The organism is Actinomadura sp. 6K520, from assembly GCF_004349245.1.
Classification (GTDB): domain Bacteria; phylum Actinomycetota; class Actinomycetes; order Streptosporangiales; family Streptosporangiaceae; genus Spirillospora.
Genome location: NZ_SMLC01000097.1, coordinates 1 through 17,613 on the forward strand (window position 1 = coordinate 1; position 17,613 = coordinate 17,613).

General features: G+C 68.7%; 13 protein-coding genes. 7 read left to right on the plus strand and 6 right to left on the minus strand.

The genetic code is table 11. The annotated features are described in order from the left end of the window. Positions 1–148 precede the first annotated feature (148 nt). Complete coding sequence (locus E1289_RS23530; protein WP_131983698.1) at positions 149–673, minus strand: MarR family transcriptional regulator; 525 nt, start codon at positions 671–673, stop codon at positions 149–151. Between the two features lie 40 nt (positions 674–713). Between E1289_RS23530 and E1289_RS23535 the strand changes: the two genes are divergently transcribed. Both E1289_RS23535 and E1289_RS23540 read left to right on the plus strand, forming a co-directional pair. Then, on the plus strand, positions 714–1,643 hold the full coding sequence (locus tag E1289_RS23535) for an EamA family transporter (RefSeq protein ID WP_243713094.1): 930 nt from the start codon (positions 714–716) through the stop codon (positions 1,641–1,643). A gap of 209 nt (positions 1,644–1,852) precedes the next feature. Next, positions 1,853–3,826, plus strand: coding sequence for an N-6 DNA methylase (locus E1289_RS23540; protein ID WP_243713095.1), 1,974 nt, complete (start codon positions 1,853–1,855; stop codon positions 3,824–3,826). A gap of 96 nt (positions 3,827–3,922) precedes the next feature. Here the strand turns inward: E1289_RS23540 and E1289_RS23545 are convergent, their stop codons facing one another. Further along, a complete protein-coding gene (locus tag E1289_RS23545) occupies positions 3,923–4,816 on the minus strand; it encodes an undecaprenyl-diphosphate phosphatase (RefSeq protein WP_131983702.1) in 894 nt (297 codons plus the stop codon). A gap of 753 nt (positions 4,817–5,569) precedes the next feature. Between E1289_RS23545 and E1289_RS23550 the strand changes: the two genes are divergently transcribed. Genes E1289_RS23550 through E1289_RS23560 form a run of 3 tightly spaced genes read left to right on the plus strand, consistent with a single transcriptional unit; the run spans position 5,570 to position 10,780 of the window. Then, on the plus strand, positions 5,570–9,886 hold the full coding sequence (locus tag E1289_RS23550) for a fibronectin type III domain-containing protein (RefSeq protein WP_131983704.1): 4,317 nt from the start codon (positions 5,570–5,572) through the stop codon (positions 9,884–9,886). Between the two features lie 18 nt (positions 9,887–9,904). Beyond that, the gene (locus E1289_RS23555; RefSeq protein WP_131983706.1) at positions 9,905–10,204 is read left to right on the plus strand and encodes a hypothetical protein; all 300 of its coding nucleotides are present in this window, start codon (positions 9,905–9,907) and stop codon (positions 10,202–10,204) included. Positions 10,205–10,213: 9 nt separating this feature from the next. Then, positions 10,214–10,780 carry a DUF305 domain-containing protein gene (locus E1289_RS23560; RefSeq protein WP_131983708.1) on the plus strand — a complete coding sequence of 189 codons (567 nt, stop codon included), beginning with the start codon at positions 10,214–10,216 and terminating at the stop codon, positions 10,778–10,780. A gap of 328 nt (positions 10,781–11,108) precedes the next feature. Here the strand turns inward: E1289_RS23560 and E1289_RS23565 are convergent, their stop codons facing one another. Both E1289_RS23565 and E1289_RS23570 read right to left on the minus strand, forming a co-directional pair. Next, complete coding sequence (locus E1289_RS23565; protein WP_131983710.1) at positions 11,109–12,080, minus strand: NAD(P)-dependent alcohol dehydrogenase; 972 nt, start codon at positions 12,078–12,080, stop codon at positions 11,109–11,111. 549 nt (positions 12,081–12,629) lie between these two features. Then, the gene (locus tag E1289_RS23570; protein ID WP_131983712.1) at positions 12,630–13,454 is read right to left on the minus strand and encodes an NAD(P)H-binding protein; all 825 of its coding nucleotides are present in this window, start codon (positions 13,452–13,454) and stop codon (positions 12,630–12,632) included. A gap of 98 nt (positions 13,455–13,552) precedes the next feature. Here E1289_RS23570 and E1289_RS23575 point away from each other — a divergent pair, with 98 nt between their 5' ends. Continuing rightward, positions 13,553–14,464 carry an AraC family transcriptional regulator gene (locus E1289_RS23575; RefSeq protein WP_131983714.1) on the plus strand — a complete coding sequence of 304 codons (912 nt, stop codon included), beginning with the start codon at positions 13,553–13,555 and terminating at the stop codon, positions 14,462–14,464. A 95-nt stretch (positions 14,465–14,559) separates the two neighbouring features. On the opposite strand, the gene E1289_RS23580 is transcribed toward E1289_RS23575, so the two are convergent. Further along, a complete protein-coding gene (locus tag E1289_RS23580; RefSeq protein ID WP_131983716.1) occupies positions 14,560–15,135 on the minus strand; it encodes a putative glycolipid-binding domain-containing protein in 576 nt (191 codons plus the stop codon). A gap of 225 nt (positions 15,136–15,360) precedes the next feature. On the opposite strand from E1289_RS23580, the gene E1289_RS23585 reads away from it, so the two are divergent. Further along, complete coding sequence (locus E1289_RS23585) at positions 15,361–16,785, plus strand: sigma-70 family RNA polymerase sigma factor (protein ID WP_131983718.1); 1,425 nt, start codon at positions 15,361–15,363, stop codon at positions 16,783–16,785. Here the strand turns inward: E1289_RS23585 and E1289_RS23590 are convergent, their stop codons facing one another. Continuing rightward, a complete protein-coding gene (locus E1289_RS23590; protein ID WP_131983720.1) occupies positions 16,786–17,544 on the minus strand; it encodes a CAP domain-containing protein in 759 nt (252 codons plus the stop codon). It abuts the gene before it with no gap. Positions 17,545–17,613: the final 69 nt, after the last annotated feature.

Here is a 17,613-nt window from a genome sequence, read left to right on the forward strand (position 1 = left end):
AGATCCCCACACTCGCGCAGATCAACCGAGCCGACGAGGGCACCACCAACCAGACCAGCTCTGACCAGGAGAAACAAGCCGCCTAGCGATCACTGGCCCCTGTCCCGTTTGACTTGACACCTACCGACCCGCCGGGGGAGCGGTGGCCTCAGTCGCTGGTGGGCGGGGGCTGGGGTTCCACGCGGGCGAGCCAGGACGTGAGCAGCGTTTCGAGCGCCTCGGCCTCGCTGGGGGGCAGCAGGTCCAAGAGCTGTCGCTCATTGCGCATGTGGTCGGTGAAGGCGCGGTCTATCAGTTCGCGTCCGGGTCTGGTGAGGGCGACGATCCGGCTGCGCTGGTCGTCCTCGGAACGGCGGCGGGTGACGAGCCCCGCCCGCTCCAGGCGGTCGAGTCTCTTCGTCATGGCGCCGGTGGTGACCATGGTGTGGGCGGCGAGTTCCCCCGGCACCCGTTCGTAGGGCTCACCGGCACGGCGCAGGGCACACAGGACGTCGAACTCTCCCTCGCTGAGGCCGTAGCGGTCGTACACCGCGCAGAGTTCCTTGGTGAGGTGGCCGGCCAGGCGGTGCAATCGGCCGATCACTCCCTGCGGGGCGACGTCCACGTCGGGACGTTCGCGGCGCCAGTCAGCCTGGATGCGGGCCACGTGGTCCAGCGGTCGCCGGTCTTCCATGACGGCCAATATAGCTTCCCGGGAAGCTATATTGTCTTCCGTGGAAGCTAACTTGCGCTGGGCGGCCGTGACCGCGGTGGCGCCGGTGGCCTGGGGGACGAACTACTTCGTCACCCGCGGATTCCTCCCTCCCGACCACGCCCTCTACGGGGCCGCCATTCGAGCGCTGCCCGCCGGGCTCGTCCTGCTGGCCTTGTGCAGGAAGCTGCCACGCGGCGCATGGTGGTGGAGGTCCGCCGTGCTCGGGCTGCTCAACGTGAGCGTGTTCTTCGCCCTCGTCTACATCGCGTCCCAGTTGCTGCCGACGAGCGTCGCCTCAACGGTCATGGCGACGTCCCCGCTGACGATGATGCTCATCGCGTGGCCGCTGGTGTCCGAGCGGCCTCGGGGCGCCCACCTCGCCGGTGCCGCGACAGGGCTGGCCGGGGTGTGCCTCATGCTGCTCGCGGGGACGGAAACGGTGAACGTGGCAGGAGTCCTGGCCTCCGCCGCCGCCATGGTGATGTCGTCCTTCGGCTACATCCTGGCCAAGCGCTGGAGTCCGGATGTCGATGTGCTCGCCGCGACCACCTGGCAGCTCGTCGCCGGCGGTCTCTTCCTGCTCCCCGTCGCCGCGGCCGTGGAGGGTCCTCCGCCCGCGCTCCCCATGCCGACGCTCCTCGCATTCGCCTACGTGGCCCTGGTCGCCACCGCCCTCGCCTTCGTCGCCTGGTTCGCCGGACTGCGGCACCTCCCCGCGGGCACCGTGGGCCTGATCGGCCTGCTCAACCCCGCGACGGGCGTGCTGCTCGGCACCGCGATCGCCGGTGAGGCACTGACCGTCCAGCAGCTATGCGGGCTCGCGCTGGTCCTGACCGGAGTCGTCCTCGGCCGGCCCGCAAGGGCCAGGCAACGCGGCAGCAATCAGGCGCCTGCCCATCCCGTGCCGGACGGACGAGCCGCGCCAAAGCCCGCCCCTTGCGAACACTGACCGCACCCCTCTGCGGCGGGTCGTTTGGGCGGCCGAGCCGCCGGCCGGGAGTTTGTGAAGACAATCAACCTACAATGTTCCGTATGCTGGCATGTGTGACAGTGGAGTTCGCCTTGTCTCGGTGAACCAGATCAACCGCTGGAAGACGCTAGGGTGAGATCACCGATGCCTGTCCGCTGATGGGAGAGCCGGTGTCGAACGGTGCGACGGTGACCGCGGCCGATATCGCGCGGCTGGCCGCGGTCGGACGGGCCGCGGTGAGCAACTGGCGCCGCCGCCACGACGACTTCCCCCAGCCAGTCGGCGGGACGGCGGTCAGCCCGACGTTCTCCCTCGCCGAAGTCGAAGCCTGGCTCCGCGGCCAGGGCAAACTCGCCGACTCGCCCGTCCGCGAACGCGTCTGGCAGACCCTCCGCGGCGCCGCCTACGGGGACGTCGAGCTCGCCGACGTCCTCGCCTTCGCGGGCGCCTTCCTCCTCTATCTGCGCGCCGACCGCGACCACTGGCGCGAACTGTCGGCCGCTCCCGACGAGAAGATCGCCGAAGCCCTCCCCGGCGCCGTCCGCGCCCACACCGCCCTGATGCCGGACGTCCGTCCCGCCGACCCCGTCCCGCTCATCCGCGCCCTCTCTCAGCTCGTGGACGAACTGGGCGTCGCGGAGACCTTCGAGTTCCTCCGCACCCGCTACCTGGAGCACCACAGCCGCCGCGTCTACCTCACGCCCGACCCCGTCGTCCGGCTGATGCTCGACCTCGGCGGCCCCGCGCGCACCGTCCTCGACCCCGCCTGCGGTACCGGCGCGTACCTGGGCATGGCGAACGACCTGTTCAAGGACGTCGAGAAGCTCCTCGGGCAGGAAATCGACGACACGACCGCGCGCATGTCGGCCATCCAGCTCGCGCTGCGCGGTGCCCCCGCCGAGATCCACTCCGGCGACTCGCTCATCGCCGACGCCTTCGCCGGCCGGACGGTCGACCTGGTCGTCACCAACCCCCCGTTCAACGACCGTGGATGGGGCTATGAGCAACTGACCGGCGACCCACGCTGGGAGTACGGGCTCCCACCGCGCATGGAGTCGGAGCTCGCGTGGCTGCAACACGGCCTCGCCCACGCCCGTCCCGGCGGCGTCGTCGTCATGCTCATGCCACCGGCCGTCGCGAACCGCCGTTCCGGACGCCGCGTCCGCGCCGAACTGCTCCGCCGCGGCGCGCTGAGGGCCATCATCGGGCTGCCACCCGGCGCGGTGCCGAACATGGCCGTCGCGCTCACGGTGTGGGTGCTGCGCCGTCCGTCCCCTGGCGACCAGCCCCCGGACGACGTCCTCATGGTCGACACGTCAGCCGACCCCACCAGCTTCGAGAAGGTCGCCCTCAACGCCTGGCGGAACTACCTCAAGGGCAAGGACGACGGCACCGACTCCAGCGTGGTCGTACGCATCATCGACCTGCTGGACGACGAAGTAGACCTCACCCCTGCGCGATACCTTCCGCAACGAAGCGCCCCCACGTCGGAGGGGTCGTTCACCGTCGCACGCGAACTCCTGTCAGCGAAGACCGAGGAACTCCAGCGGACGGCCACCGAACTGTCGTTCCTCACCCAGTCCAAGGCACGCGACGACGTCTCGATGACGACGATCGGTGAGCTGGCGAAGGCTGGTGTCCTGGACGTCCTGCGCGGCCCGGCCAAGGTGAAGACCGGCGAGGGGAACGTCCCTGTCCTGACGTTCGAAGACCTGGCCGAACACAGAGACCCTAGGGCGACCGCGGCGGAGACCCCGGACGACCTCCGCCTCCACACCGGCGACGTCGTCGTCTCCCTGGCCGCCCGCTACCCTGCGGTGCGCGTCGTCAGCGAAGACGGCGCCATCCTTGGCCCCGGATTGGCCGTCGTCCGGGTCGACCCCTCCCGCAGCGACCCCGACTTCGTCGCCGGGTGGCTCCTGCTAGGCGCGCAGGGCGCCCGCCTCCGCAGTGCCACCTCATCCGCCCGATTCGACGTCCGCCGCTGCCGCCTGCCTCGCCTTCCCCTGGACGGACAGGCCGAACTGGGCCGCGCCTTCCGCAAGCTGAGCACGCTGCAGACCACCCTCCGCGAAACCTACGAGGCCGGCACGAACGCCCTCCGCCTCGGCCTAGAAGAACTCGCCACCGGCACCCTCCGCCCGTCCGACCGAACCGAGTGAACTCGCCGCATCCGCGCGGCGGACACGTGCCCTACGAGACGAAGTCGAGGTTGCTCACCAGACCCGCCGCCGGGCACCGTCACCTCCCGCCGGTCCTCAGCCGCTGTGGACGCCGCCGGCGAACGGGTCGAGCGCACCGAACCAGACCAGCGCCAGCACCGTGGTGCCGAGGGCGATGCGGTAGATGACGAACGGCATGAAGCTCCTGGTGGAGATGAACTTCATGAACCAGGCGATCACCGCATAGCCGACCAGACCGGCGATGATGGTGGCCAGGATCGTCGGTCCCCAGTCCACGTGGCTGCCGGGCTTGCCGATCTCGGTCAGCTCGTACGCGCCGGACGCCAGGACGGCCGGGATCGCGAGCAGGAACGAGTAGCGGGCCGCGGCCGCGCGGTTGTACCGGAGGAACAGCCCGCCGGTGATCGTGGCGCCCGACCGCGACACCCCGGGGATCAGCGCGAGCGACTGGCACAGCCCGTAGATCAGCCCGTCCCGGACCGTCAGGTCGTCCAGGTCCTTCACCGGCCGGTTCGCGCGGTGCCGCCCGGCGGTCTGCGCCCGCTCCGCGTTGCGCGCGGCGTACCGGTCGGCGAGGGCCAGCACGATCGCCAGACCGATCAGCGTGCACGCGATCAGCCGGAGGTCGCGGAACGGACCCTCGATGTAGTCCTTCAGCGTCAGGCCGAGCACACCGATCGGCACCGAGCCGATGATCACCAGCCAGCCCATCTTGGCGTCGATGTTCCCCCGGGCCTCCTTGTCCACCAGCGAGCGCGCCCAGGCGATGACGATCCGGGCGATGTCCTTGCGGAAGTAGACGAGCACCGCCGTCTCGGTCCCGATCTGCGTCACCGCGGTGAACGCCGCCCCCGGATCGCGCCACCCGGCGGCCACGGCCGTCAGCCGCAGGTGGGCCGAAGAGGAGATCGGCAAGAACTCGGTAAGCCCCTGGACAAGCCCAAGGATGATGGATTCAAACCACGTCATGTGGAGCGGTAACTCCTCGTGATGGACCCCCGCCGCGGCGGGATCATGGCAAGCAATCGAGCGGCGCCTCGCCGCAGGACGAGGACGCCGCCCGTTCACATGAGCAGCAAATGGTCAGATGCGCTCAAGTTTCCCACCGATCCCAGCCGCGCAAGACCACCACCTCCATCTCTTAGGTGAACATTTGTCGCCACCACCACCCGCCTAGACACCCTTGCCCGAAGGACTCCCGGGCCACTCCAGCCCGCGAGCGCGACAGCGGGAGCTCACCGACGACCAGCGGGTGGCGACACCGGCCCGGACGCCAAGCCATCGCGACCACCTCGTCGCGTGCCGACCCCGGCTGGCGTGGATTCCGGTTCGTCGAAGTGTGGGGAGCGGCTCAGCCGGTGCGCCCGCAGCCTCCCAGGAGCGAGCATTGCGGCGGACCAGAAGCCGTTAATGCGATGTAACGGGCAGGTGAACGATGCACAACCGCCGAGGTCAACCGAAAGATGAACGCGCGGCGCGTGCCGCCCAGGTCGACCGATGGTCACCTCATGATCGCTGAAAGTCAGATATAAAGGCATGCCTAGAACGGATGACAATTAACTTTCGAAAACAGCAACATGTCTGGTAAGTCAGTGATTCGGATCACAGTGGCGAACAGACTTTCGCATGTTAAGTTTTCGTCCAGCGGGAATTGTGTGGAACCATTGCGTGATTCCGGCCGCATGTGTGCTCAGAGGTCACGAGGCATGAAGGACGGCTGGAATGCGTTACCACTCGCACCCGAAAGCGCGTTTTTGTATTCTGCTCATCGGGGTCCTGATAGGTACGCTGCTCGTCGCGCTGCCGGCGCGTCCGGCGGCCGCGGAGCCCGCGCCCACTCCCGCGCCCAGCGCCGGCGAGAACGCGGCGCCCACCATTCCGCCGACGCAACCGCCGAAAGCCGAGACCACGCCGCCGGGTGAACCCCCGCGAACCTCGGAACCGGCCGTCGGCTCGCGGCCGTCGCAACCCGTCCCGTCCCCGGAGAAGCAAGCGCCGAAGGCGGACCCGAAGCCGGATCCGAAGGACCCGGATGGGCTCCGGGCGAAGGCGGGGGAGGGGCAGCAGCTCACCGCGGCCCTGGATATGCCGCGCCCCTGCGATCCTTTCCCGGACGAGCCCACCGGCGGGACCCCCAAGATCATGATTACGGGGGACTCCATCTCGCAGGGCAGCAGCGGCGACTACACCTGGCGATACCGGCTCTACAAACACCTGACCGCCAACGGCGTCACCCCGCAATTCGTCGGCCCCTACAACTCGCTCTTCGACAACGTCCAGGACCGGCAGAGCGACTGCACCTACGCCGATTCCAGCTTCCCCACCTCGCATAATGCGGTGTGGGGGCGGATGCTGCTCGACGAGAAATCCGTCATCCAGAACAAGGTGTCGGCCGCCTCACCGGACTACATGCTCGTCCTCCTCGGCATCAACGACCTGATGTACGCGATGAACGACGCCGCGGGGGCCGAGGCCGACCTTCGCGCCTTCATCACCAATGCCAGGACGGCCAAGCCGGACATCAAGCTGGTCATCGGCAAGCTTCTGCCGACGAGCCGGGCACAGACCGATTCCGCGTTCGCGTCGCTGGTGTCCGACTACAACACACGGATCTCCAATGTCGCGTCCTCGATGTCGACGGCCACATCACCCATCACCGTGGCGGACAACAACACCGACATCAACCCGGACGACGACATGTGGGACGGCACTCACCCGAACGCGGCGGGGGACGTCAAGATAGCCGCCGCGTTCTCCGACGCGCTGGCCACGGAATTCGGCCTCGGAGCCGCCTACCCGCGTCCGTACCCGACCGTCCCGCTGGGCCCGCAGCAGCCGCCGCAGCTGCAGGCCACGGCCAACGGCGACGGGCAAGGCGTCATGTCGTGGACGCCTTCCACCGGTGCCACCGGATACAAGGTCGCCCAGCGGAACACCACCAACGGTGACACGGAATTCCACGACCTGCCGTACCTGCTGGGGCCGGACGACAACCCATGGACCAACCCCACCCTCATCCCCGGCAACACGTATGAGCTCAAAATCCAGGCGTACAAGGGCCACGACGGCGGCGCCTGGTCGAACACCGCGACGGTCACCGTGACGGGGGAGGTTCCCACACAACCGCCGGCGAACCTCACCGTCACGGCGGGCGACGGCAAGGCGACCCTCGACTGGACCGCGGCTCCGAACGCGAGCGGGTACTACATCTACAAGCGGAACGTCACGTGGGGCGACACCACGTTCACGCGCCTTCCCTACCCCGTTGACGGCGGCCCATGGACGGACGGGCTCCTGCTCAACGGCGCGACGTACGAGTTCAAGGTGCAGGCGATCAACGGTGCGATCCTCGGCGGCATGACCGATGCCGTGTCGGTGACGCCGACCGGCCCGGCCCCAGCGGCGCCGACCGGTTTCTCGGTGGCGCCGGGGGATGGTGAGGCGACGTTGACGTGGACGGACGCCGATCACGCGACCGGGTACTACGTGTGGATGCGGAACGTCACCGCCGGTGAAAGCGACTTCACAAGGCTGCCGTTCCCGGTGTCGGGCGACAGTTGGACCTGCGGCTACATGCTCAACGGCGGTGAGTACGAGTTCAAGCTGCAGTCGGTGAACGGGATGATCGAGGGCGGTACGACCGGTGCGGTGTCGGTGACGCCGGCCGGGCCGGCTCCCGCGGCGCCGACCGGATTGTCGGTGGCGCCGGGGGATGGTGAGGCGACGTTGACGTGGACGGACGCTGATCACGCGACCGGGTACTACGTGTGGATGCGAAACGTCACCGCGGGCGAGACCGACTTCACCAAGCTGCCGTATCCGATGTCCGGCGGCAGTTGGACCGCGAGCAGCCTGCTCAACGGCGGTGAGTACGAGTTCAAACTACAGTCGGTCAACGGGATGATCGAAGGGGGGACGACCGCCGCGGTCTCGGTCAGGCCGACCGGGCCGGCTCCCGCGGCGCCCACGGGCCTGTCCGCCACCGCCGGTGACCACAATGCCAAGCTGACCTGGAACGCGTCCGCCCACGCGACAGGCTATTTCGTTCTGGTTCGCAATGTCACCGCGGGCGAGAGCGGCTTCACCCGGCTGCCCTATCCCGTCTCGGGCAGTTCCTGGACCTACGGCAGCCTGCTCAACGGCGCCACCTACCAGCTCAAGCTGCAAGCCGTGAACGGGCTGATCGAGGGCGGGACATCGGCGGCCGTCACGGTCACCCCCACCGGAACCACGCCCGGCGCGCCGACCGGCCTGACGGCCAGAGCCGCCGACCGCGGCGTCGTCTTGACCTGGAACATGCCCGCTCATGCGACCTGCGTCTCCATTCTGCAACGGAATGTCACGGCGGGCGAACCGGACTTCACCAGATTCCCTTACCCGGTCTGCGACGACACCTTCACCGTAAGTGGCCTTGTGAACGGCGCCACCTATCAGTACAAGGTGCAGGCGTACAACGACCTCATCGCCGGGGGCACCACCGGTGCCGTGAGCACCGTGCCGACGGGTCCCGCCCCGCCCGGCCCCGAATCGCTCACGGCCAGTTCCCGCGACGGAAAGGCGATCCTGTACTGGAACGCCGCCTCGCGCGCAACGTCCTACTACATCTGGTACCGCCGGGTCAGTCCCAATCCGGAGAGCTGGGCACGCCTTCAGTTCGGGGTGTCCGGTAGCACGTTCACGGTCGGAAGCCTGATCAACGGAGCAACCTACGAATTCCGCGTTCAGTCGGTCGACGGACTCCAGCCCGGAGGCTATTCCAACACGGTCAGCGTCATACCGCTCGGCCCCACACCGCAGGCCCCCGGCAATCTCTCCGCAACCGGAAGCTGGCGTGGGACGGCCACCCTCACCTGGTCGAACACATCGACCGCGGGCGGCTATTTCATCTACGTCAGCGACAACGGCAGCGCGTGGACCAGGTTGCCCTTCGCGGTGTCGTCCGATCCGTGGACGATGAGTGCGCTGACCCCCGGGCACACGTACAGATTCCAGTTGCGGGCGGCCAACGGCTACCAGGAGGGGAACTACTCCAACATCGCGTCGGTCACCATCCCGCTACCACCGCGGGTCACCGGCCTGAGCGCCCAGCAATACGGTCCCTACAAGTCCAGGATCAGCTGGAATCCCGTCTCCGGGGCGGACGGCTACAACGTGTACTACGCCGTCAACCCACCAGGGAACTACAGCACCCCGACTTCCTGGCGCAAATACCCCTACCCCGTCACCACCAACCGATTCACGGCTGAGTACCTGATCAACCCCGGCGTCTACTTCTACAAGGTGGAGGCCGTAAAGAACGGCGTTGGCGGGCCAGACTCCACACCCGCCAGCATGTCCCCGCTTATGGAGAACCGTGCGCACTACGAAGCGCGAGCGGCCTACCTGGTGTACAGGGCGAGCGGCGCCTACAGTTCGATCCTGATCCAGGGCGGTGGCGGCGGCTCGGACTCGGACTTGTTCCTGGCCCGCGCCCCCATCCTCAATCTCGACTGGTTCAGCGACCTCATCGGCGATGGCCGCAACTTCTCGGACGAGATCTTCGCCTCATCGAGAGCGTCCTTCGTGTGGGAGCCGAAGTCGGGAAAGATCGGAGCGATGGCGCACCCAAGCTGTCCGTTGGCCTTCGGCTGCAAGGACGCATTGAATTTCCAGCAGACCGGCACATCGATTCCGAGAGGGATGGAATGCGACTCCATCATGACGATCTGCGGGGGCAGTTACAGCTACAACAAGATCGGCGCCAGCGGTAGCGGAGGAGCCGTATTTGTCGGCTTCCAGTTCGCCAACTCCCTGAACACGGTCGCCGGTTTCGGTATCCCGGGGGCGATCGACGGCACTTTGAACGTCGCCCAGCAAGGCCGGAGCTTCAGGGCGACGCTTCGTGCGGACATGTATCCATCATGGGAGTTCCTGCGGATCCCGCACTACACGACGAACGGCATGAACTCGGTGCTATTCTTCGGCGGGCGCCGGCAGAAGACCATCGAGTACCTCTGCACCCGGTGCCACGGCCAATCAACCGTCACCTACCAGGGGTAGGGGAACAGGGTGATATGCGTGAACACGAGCGTTCCCGGTTCGGGACACCCAGATCATGGACCACGCTACAAGACGTTCTGGGTTCTGCTCTCCGCGTTCCTGACGTTCGTGTCCAGCGGCCTCCTGCTCTCCATATACGCGCTCGCACCGGCCCTGGTCGGCGCGCTGCTCGCCACCTGGACGGCCGTCGCCCTGAAGCACCGTGCGCCCCGCCGGGGGAGAGGGGGAGTGCTCGCTCCGCTGTGGATCGTACTCGCCGGCATCTCCCCCGCCCTGCTGCTGTGGGCCATCGCGTTCTCGCCTCTCAATGCCAGGTAGGGCGGCACCATGAAGCTCGGAAGGTCGTTGCTCGTCATTCCGATCCTGTGCTGCGGGTCGCTGGTCATGGGCTGCAGCGGTGGCACCCCGGCCAGCCAGCGCAGCATCCCCGCATCCGCGTACGAGATGAAGTCCCCGGCCGCGTACAACGAATGGGACGTGAAGTTCATCAAGGGTGCATACATCAGCCATTTCGAAGTCACGGAAATACTCCGCAAGACTCCCGAGCGCACCAAGAACACGGAGATCCGGAACCTCGCCACTGGTATGCTCACGGTCCGGAACGGTGAGCTGCAAATGCTCACATCCTGGCTCAAGACCTGGAACATACCGACGCCCAAGTCCACTCCAGCAGGCCAGACCGCCAAGAAACTGAACCGTTTGTCGGATACGGCCTACGACACCGAACTGCTGAAGTTCCTCGTCGAGAACCAGCAGGAACTGCTCAGCCTGGCGACCCAGCAACAGGAGGCCGGAAGATTCACCCCGGCCCGCCGCCTGGCCGAACAAACGGTAAGAAGCTCAACCGGCGTGATCTCCAACATGCGCATAATGTCCGACAACCTCAACCAGTAACACCTCGAACCCCCTGCCCCGCCACTCGCATTCTGCTACTGCGCGACGCGTCCGCGAACTTGGGTGACCGCGCATGGAAACGCGAGTGGTCACCAGCCATGACCGGATGCGCGGTGGCCTACGGCCCCGCCTACCAGGCCAGGCTGTGGTGCTGACCGTCATCCGTGTCTCCGCCCCGGTTCGATCGTTCTTGCTCGCTGCGGCCGGAGATCCGGTTGGAGTTGCGCGAGCGTGGGCGCGGCCTATCAGGTGGGGCGGCCGGGGGAGCTTCGGTCTCCTCGGCGCTCGTGCCCTTGGTTCCCTCCGCCTTGGTGGCCGGATGGGTGGGTCAGGTCGGTGGGACGACGTCGATGACGACGTTGCCGATCTTCTGGCCGGTTTCGACGTACCGGTAGGCGTCGGCGATCTGATCCAGTGGGTAGCGCCGGTCGATGACGGGCCTGAACCGTCCGGACTCCATCAACTTCCGCAGGTGCAGCGCCGTCTCCTTGTCCTGCTGGGGGACGGCGAGTTGCACTTTCTTCCCGCGGAACAACGGCGTGACGAGCGTGAGGGCGAGGTTCTGCCACCACGGACCCAGGTCGGAGAACAGGTAAACGCCGCCGGGTTTCAGTAGCCGCCTGCACTGCCCGAAAGTGGTCTTACCCACCGCGTCGATGACCACCTCATATCGTTGCTCGTCCGCGGTGAAGTCCTCGGCCGTGTAATCGATGACGCGGTCGGCGCCCAGGCCACGCACCATTTCAAGGCTCGCTGTGTCACAAACCGCGGTCACCGTAGCGTCGAAACACTTCAACAACTGCACCGCCGCCGAGCCGATGGCACCGGTCGCGCCATAGACCAGGACGTCCTGCCCGGCCTGGACTCCCGCCTTCCTGATGGAGGAAAGCGCATAGTGCGAACCCTCGGTGGCGGGAGCGGCCTCTCCGAACTTCATGCCCGCCGGCATGGTCGCGATCATGCCGCCTTCCGGAACCGACAGGTACTCGGCATGCGTCCCGAAGGCGCCCTCGTTGTACCCGAAGACCCTGTCACCCACGGCAAGGGACGTGACGCCGCCGCCGACCTTATCCACCACCCCGGCGAACTCCGTCCCCAGCACCTTGCGCCGCGGCCGGGTAAGGCCGGTGGCCGCCCGCATGAAGAAAGGTTTGGCCGCGCGGTATGCGCAGTCAGTCCGGTTCACCGTCGTCGCGTGCACTCTGACCAGAACGTCGTTGTCTCCGACCGCAGGATCGTCCACCTCGGAGATCCGAGCCACTTCCGGCGGGCCGTACCTGGTGTGAACCGCGGCTTTCACAAACGCACCTTATCCTGCTTCCTTCCGTGCAGGACATGCCCGCCACCCGATAGTGCACCGGCCCACAACTCGTACGCTTCAGCGGTGCCCGATCCACTTCTTCGGGCAACTTCGACGGCCCCCCGACCAGGCAGGGGATTCCAATACGACGGGCGCTCAACTCCTCCCGTACCATCCGCAGAGCCCACGCCAATGCGCGTTCGTCCACGACCTGCGAACCGGCGCGGCGGCCTGGCGCCTCCTCAGGCGGGCAAGGACAATGCGGTGCCTCTAGCCCGTTCAGCTCCCTGCAACCGCTGAACGGCCGCCGCACTGGACGCTCGGTACCGGACCGGCTATGACGACTCCTGGCCGATGCTCCCTAAGGCGAGACACTGTTGCGTGTAGGCCATGGGCGTCTTCTATGGACTGTTTGAGGCCCGCCCCTCGAAGTGCGATTCGGCGACGACGAACAGCAGGCTTGGGCGTGCCGGACGGATCTGCATCGTCCGGGCCGGCGGCTTTCAGCGGACCGGCGGGGCAGGGGCGTGCCGGTCCGCTTGGTGGGCGTTAGAGGGACCAGGTGCCGGAGGCTGCGGTTCGGACGGCATAGTCCTCGAACGTGGCCGGTGGGCGGCCCAGGACCTGCCGGACGTCGTCGGTCGGTTCGGTGGTGTGGCCCGCTCGATGCAGCGCGAACATGGCGTTCAGTGCGTCTGCGACTTCTTCCGGGGCTCCCTCGGCCAGTAGTTCCGCTCGGTATGCCTCCGGTGTCAACTCGACGAAGTCGATCGGGCGTCCCGCCGCCTGCGCCATTGTTGCGACCGTCTCACCGAAGGTCAGCGATTCTGGGCCGGACAGCTCGTAGAGGCGTCCTGCGTGGCCGTCGTGGGTGAGGGCCGCCGTGGCGGTCGCGGCCACGTCATCGACGTCGATGAAGGGTTCGGGGGTTTCTCCGATCGGCAGTGCCAGGCGTCCTGATCGCAGGGGCGCGTGCCACAGGTCCTCGTCGAAGTTCTGGTTGAACTGGTTCGGACGCAGGATCGTCCACTCCGCGCCGGAACCCCGCACGGCCTGTTCGGCCGCCGCCATGCCCTGCGCGAAGTCGGGGGCGGCGTGTTCGAGTCCCCGGCCCGACAGGAGCACCAGTCGGCGGACGCCGCTCGTGACGGCCAGGTCGACGAAGGGCTTGATGGGCCCGGGGTCGTCAGGGGCGACCACGTACGCGGCCTGTGCTCCGTCGACCGCCCGCTCCCAGGTGTCGGGGTCCGTCCAGTCGAAGCGCACCTCGCTGGAGCGTGACGCGCTCCGGACCCGTCGGCCCTGAGCGCGCAGCCGGCTTGCCACGCGGCGTCCGGTCTTGCCCGTCGCCGCAAGTACCAAAATCTTGTCCATGGCTCCAGCAAACCGGGCGGCGCGGGCTCCGGACATGGGCGAGCGTGCCGCGGACATGTCCGATCGTCCCGACCGGAGTCTGGCTATATCGTGACGACGTGGACCCGTTCGATGATCTGCTCAAAGGCGTGCGCGGCGAGGGCGCCGCGTTCGGCACCTCGTCGCTGACGGCACCGTGCGGGCTGCGCTTCGCCGACGGCCCGCCGCTGACGTTGTGCGTGCTCATGCGCGGGGAGGGCGTGCTCAGGCAGGGTGATCTGGTCCTGCCGTTTCGGACGGGTGAGGCCGCGATCGTGCGCGGCCCCGAGCCGTTCGTGTTCGCCGACACCGACGCGCCGCGCACCGTGTGCGACGCCGGCGACGTCTCCATGTCCGGTGCTGCGGACGAGGCCGTGTTGCTGACCGCTTCGTACCGCCTGACGGGCGAGGTCGCGCGCCGCCTGGTCGCCGTGCTGCCGCCGATGGTCGTCGTCCCGGACGACCATGACTGCGCCTCGATGCGCGGATACCTGGAGGCTCAGCTGGACGCCTGCCGTCCGGGCCGTCAGGTCGTCCTGGACCGGCTGCTCGATTGGCTGCTGGTCTGCACATTGCGTGACTGGTTCGATCGTCCGGAGGCGGTGCGTCCCGGCTGGTACCTGGCCCTGGGCGATCCGGTCGTCGGCCCGGCCCTGCGCGCCATCCACGCCGATCCGGGACGCCCCTGGACGCTGGCCTCTCTCGCCGCCGCCGCACACGCGTCCCGCACGACGCTGGCCCGGCGGTTCACCGAGCTGGTCGGCGAGCCGCCGCTGGCCTATCTGACGGGATGGCGGATGGCTCTCGCCGCTGAACGGCTGGTGGATCCGTCGATGACGGTCGCCGCCGTGGCCCGCGAAGTCGGCTACACCGACGCGTTCGCGTTCAGCTCGGCGTTCAAAAGGACTCTTGGGAAGAGTCCGACGGCTTACCGGAAAAACGCCTCCCGCACAGCCTCCCTCCGTCCCGTCTCGGCCGTTCAAGACCGCTGATCCGAGAGGACGGCAAGGCGCCCGATTGACGGCGAAGTCCAAGGTCGGCGACGACGTTCGCCGCCGGGGGCCGGGCTGGTGTGGTGTGGCACGGGTTAGGCGGTGCGGGTGGCTATGCCCGGATAGTCGAGGACGAGTCCGGAAGCGTCGTAGGTCAGCCGGCAGGAGAAGTCGAACGCCGGTGAGACGTAGTCGTAGCGGCATCCGCTGTCCCCGGCCCGCGTGTACTCCTGCTCCAGCCGCTCCACGGATAGGTCCAGCGCTCGGACGTATGCGGCCGGAGTGGACACCCTGGCACCTGTGGGCGGATCCAGGCGGTGGATGGGCAGGGCGTTGGTCATCGCCGACGATTCCAGGTCGACGTCCAGGCAACCGGTGATGTGCGGGGCGGGCTCGCCGTTGACGCGCCAGTTCCCGGCTCCGTCGGTCTCCAGTTCGGTTCGGTGAGTCCCGGCGGCGGTGCGGCTCGTGACCTGGACGCTGCGGGTGGTCCAGCGTGAGTCCAGGTCGACGAGATATGTGACGGCCCAGGTCTGGCCGTCCTCGACGGCGGTGGTGCAGCCTTCGATGCGGTAGCCCCCGCCACGCGGACGGAAGAACGCGACCTCGAAGCCGTCGCGTGCTTCGGCGTGTCGCCACGCAGCGGTGTTCGGTGGCGCGTTGAACGGCATGCGTCCACTCTCACACGCCCATGTGACAACCCGGCCCGGCCGCCCCGGCAACGCGCGCGGGCGCGGGCGCGAGCACAGGCGTCGAACGAATCAGATGTAAGGCGCCGTACGAGGAGGGACGAGTCGTCCACCCATGGCGCCAGAGAGAATTGGGCGGCTTCTTGTTATCCGCAGTGGTCTGGGGTGTCTCCTGATGGATGTGTGGTGAGTCGCCGGAGGACGGGTATGCGTGTGGGCACGGATGTGGAGCGGCTGGTCCGGGCGGCTCAGGAGGGGGACGCCGACGCCCGGGAGCGGCTGGTCGCCGAGCATCTGCCGTTGCTCTACAACGTCGTCGGCTGGGCGCTGGGCGGGCACGCGGACGTGGACGACGTCGTCCAGGAATCGGTGCTCCGCGCGCTGGACGGGCTGGGTCGGCTCCGTGAACCCGCGCGGTTCAGGTCCTGGCTCGTCTCCATCGCCATGAACCAGGTGCGTCACCGGTGGAGGTCGCAGCGCGGCAGGACGCCGATGGAGCCGGAGGCCCTGGCTCGGCTCGCGGGGGCCGAGGACGATTTCGCCGAACTGGCCGTCCTGCGGCTGGAACTGTCGGAGCAGCGCCGGGAGATCGCCGCGGCGACGCGGTGGCTGGACCCGGACGAGCGTGAGCTGCTCGCGCTGTGGTGGCTGGAGGCGTCGGGGCACCTCACCCGCAAGGAGCTGGCGGACGGCCTCGGGCTGTCGGCGCCGCACGCGGCCGTCCGGGTGCAGCGGATGAAGAAGCAGCTGGCGACGTGCCGCGGCGTGGCCCGGGTGGTGGCGGAGCGGCGGTGCGGGCGGCTGGAACCCCTGCTCGCCGGGTGGGACGGACGGCCCTCGCCCCTCTGGCGCAAGCGGATCGCCCGGCACATCCGGGGATGCCGGTTGTGCTCCGCCCGCCAGCGGGACCTCGCGCCGCCCGAGGCGCTGCTCGCCGGCCTGGTGCTCGTCCCGTTCCCCGCCGACCATTCGCTCCACGCCGCCGAGCTCGCGGCGGGCGCGGGCGAAAGCGCGGGGCTCGGGGCCACCGCGGGTGCGGGAAAGGGGGCCGCCTGGCTGGCCGGGACGGCGGCGGTGGGCGTGGCCGCCGCGGTGGTCTTCTGGGGAGTGCGGGACTCCCCGCCGGACGCGGCACCGCCCGTCCGCGACCCCGTGGCTTCCGCGCGGCCGACGCCGGCCCCGGCCGACACCCCGACCGAGGCGCCGGGCAAGGACCGGGTCGAGCGGCGGCCCGCCCGCGCGGCCGCGCCGAGTGTCGAGGAGCAGGTCGTCCGGCTCGTCAACGCCGAGCGGGCCGGGGCCGGGTGCCCGGCGCTGCGGATCTCGCCGGCCCTGCACCGCGCGGCCGAGCGGCACTCGCGGGACATGGCGGCCCGCCGCGTCCTCGACCATCGCGGTTCCGGCGGCGACGGGCCGGGGGAGCGGATCACCGCCGCCGGATTCCGGTGGAGCGCGTGGGCCGAGAACATCGCCCGGGGCCGGCCGACCGCGTCGTCGGTGGTGGACGGGTGGATGAACAGCCCGAAGCACCGCTCCAACATCCTCGACTGCCGCTCCACGATGGTCGGGGTCGCGGTCGTGCGCGGTGCCGGGGGACCGTGGTGGACGCAGGTGTTCGCCACCCCCCGGTGATCAGCGTGCGGTGCCGAAGTTCTGCGTCCAGTACGGCCCGCCCGACGTCACCAGGCCCACACCGATCTCGGCGAACCGGCAGTTCAGGATGTTCGCGCGGTGGCCGGGGCTGTTCATCCACGCCTTCATCACGCTCGCGGGCGTCGGCTGGCCCTTGGCGATGTTCTCGCCGTAGGTGGACCAGCGGTATCCGGTGGCGGTGATCCGGTCGCCCGGGTCGTCGCCGTCCGGGTTGGTGTGGTCGAAGAAGCCCCGCCGTTTCATGTCGGCCGAGTGCCTCTGGGCCGCCCGGGTCAGCAGCGGGTCGGCGCTCACGGCGCGGCATCCCTGCTTGGCGCGCTCCTTGTTCACCAGGGCGATGACCTGCGCGGCCGCGCTTCCGCCGCCCGCCGGCGCGGCGGGCGCCTTCGCACGGGCGGGCGTGCTCGGCCGGGTGCGCGTCACGCGCGGAGTCGGCTTGCGGGACGTCCGCGCCTTGCGCGACGGCGATGCCTTGGCGGGAGTGGGCGTGGCGGACGTCACGCTCGGCGCCGGCGCCGCCGCATCGGGGACGCCGGACGCGGACGGGGCCGACCGCCCGCCGTTCGCCGCCGGGGCCGCGCCGGAGTCGTCGTCGAACGCGCCGCTCGCCGTGCCGGCGATCCCGCCGATCAGCGCCAGGCCCGCCGCGCCCGCGGCCGTCCACGCCACCATGCGGCCGGAGGCCCGCCGCCTGGTCCGGTGCGGCCTTCCGTGCCCGGGGTGATGGGGGTTGCTCATGGCGTCGCCTCGTCCTCTCGTCGCGGATATGCGGACGAGAGTGCAGACCCATGGCAAGACAGGCGATAA

Coding starts and splice junctions, on each gene's coding strand:
- E1289_RS23545 (WP_131983702.1), bottom strand. CDS start 4,816: ATGACGTGGTTTGAATCCATCATCCTTGGGCTTGTCCAGGGGCTTACC.
- E1289_RS23570 (WP_131983712.1), bottom strand. CDS start 13,454: ATGGACAAGATTTTGGTACTTGCGGCGACGGGCAAGACCGGACGCCGC.
- E1289_RS23590 (WP_131983720.1), bottom strand. CDS start 17,544: ATGAGCAACCCCCATCACCCCGGGCACGGAAGGCCGCACCGGACCAGG.
- E1289_RS23530 (WP_131983698.1), bottom strand. CDS start 673: ATGGAAGACCGGCGACCGCTGGACCACGTGGCCCGCATCCAGGCTGAC.
- E1289_RS23585 (WP_131983718.1), top strand. CDS start 15,361: ATGCGTGTGGGCACGGATGTGGAGCGGCTGGTCCGGGCGGCTCAGGAG.
- E1289_RS23560 (WP_131983708.1), top strand. CDS start 10,214: ATGAAGCTCGGAAGGTCGTTGCTCGTCATTCCGATCCTGTGCTGCGGG.
- E1289_RS23580 (WP_131983716.1), bottom strand. CDS start 15,135: ATGCCGTTCAACGCGCCACCGAACACCGCTGCGTGGCGACACGCCGAA.
- E1289_RS23550 (WP_131983704.1), top strand. CDS start 5,570: ATGCGTTACCACTCGCACCCGAAAGCGCGTTTTTGTATTCTGCTCATC.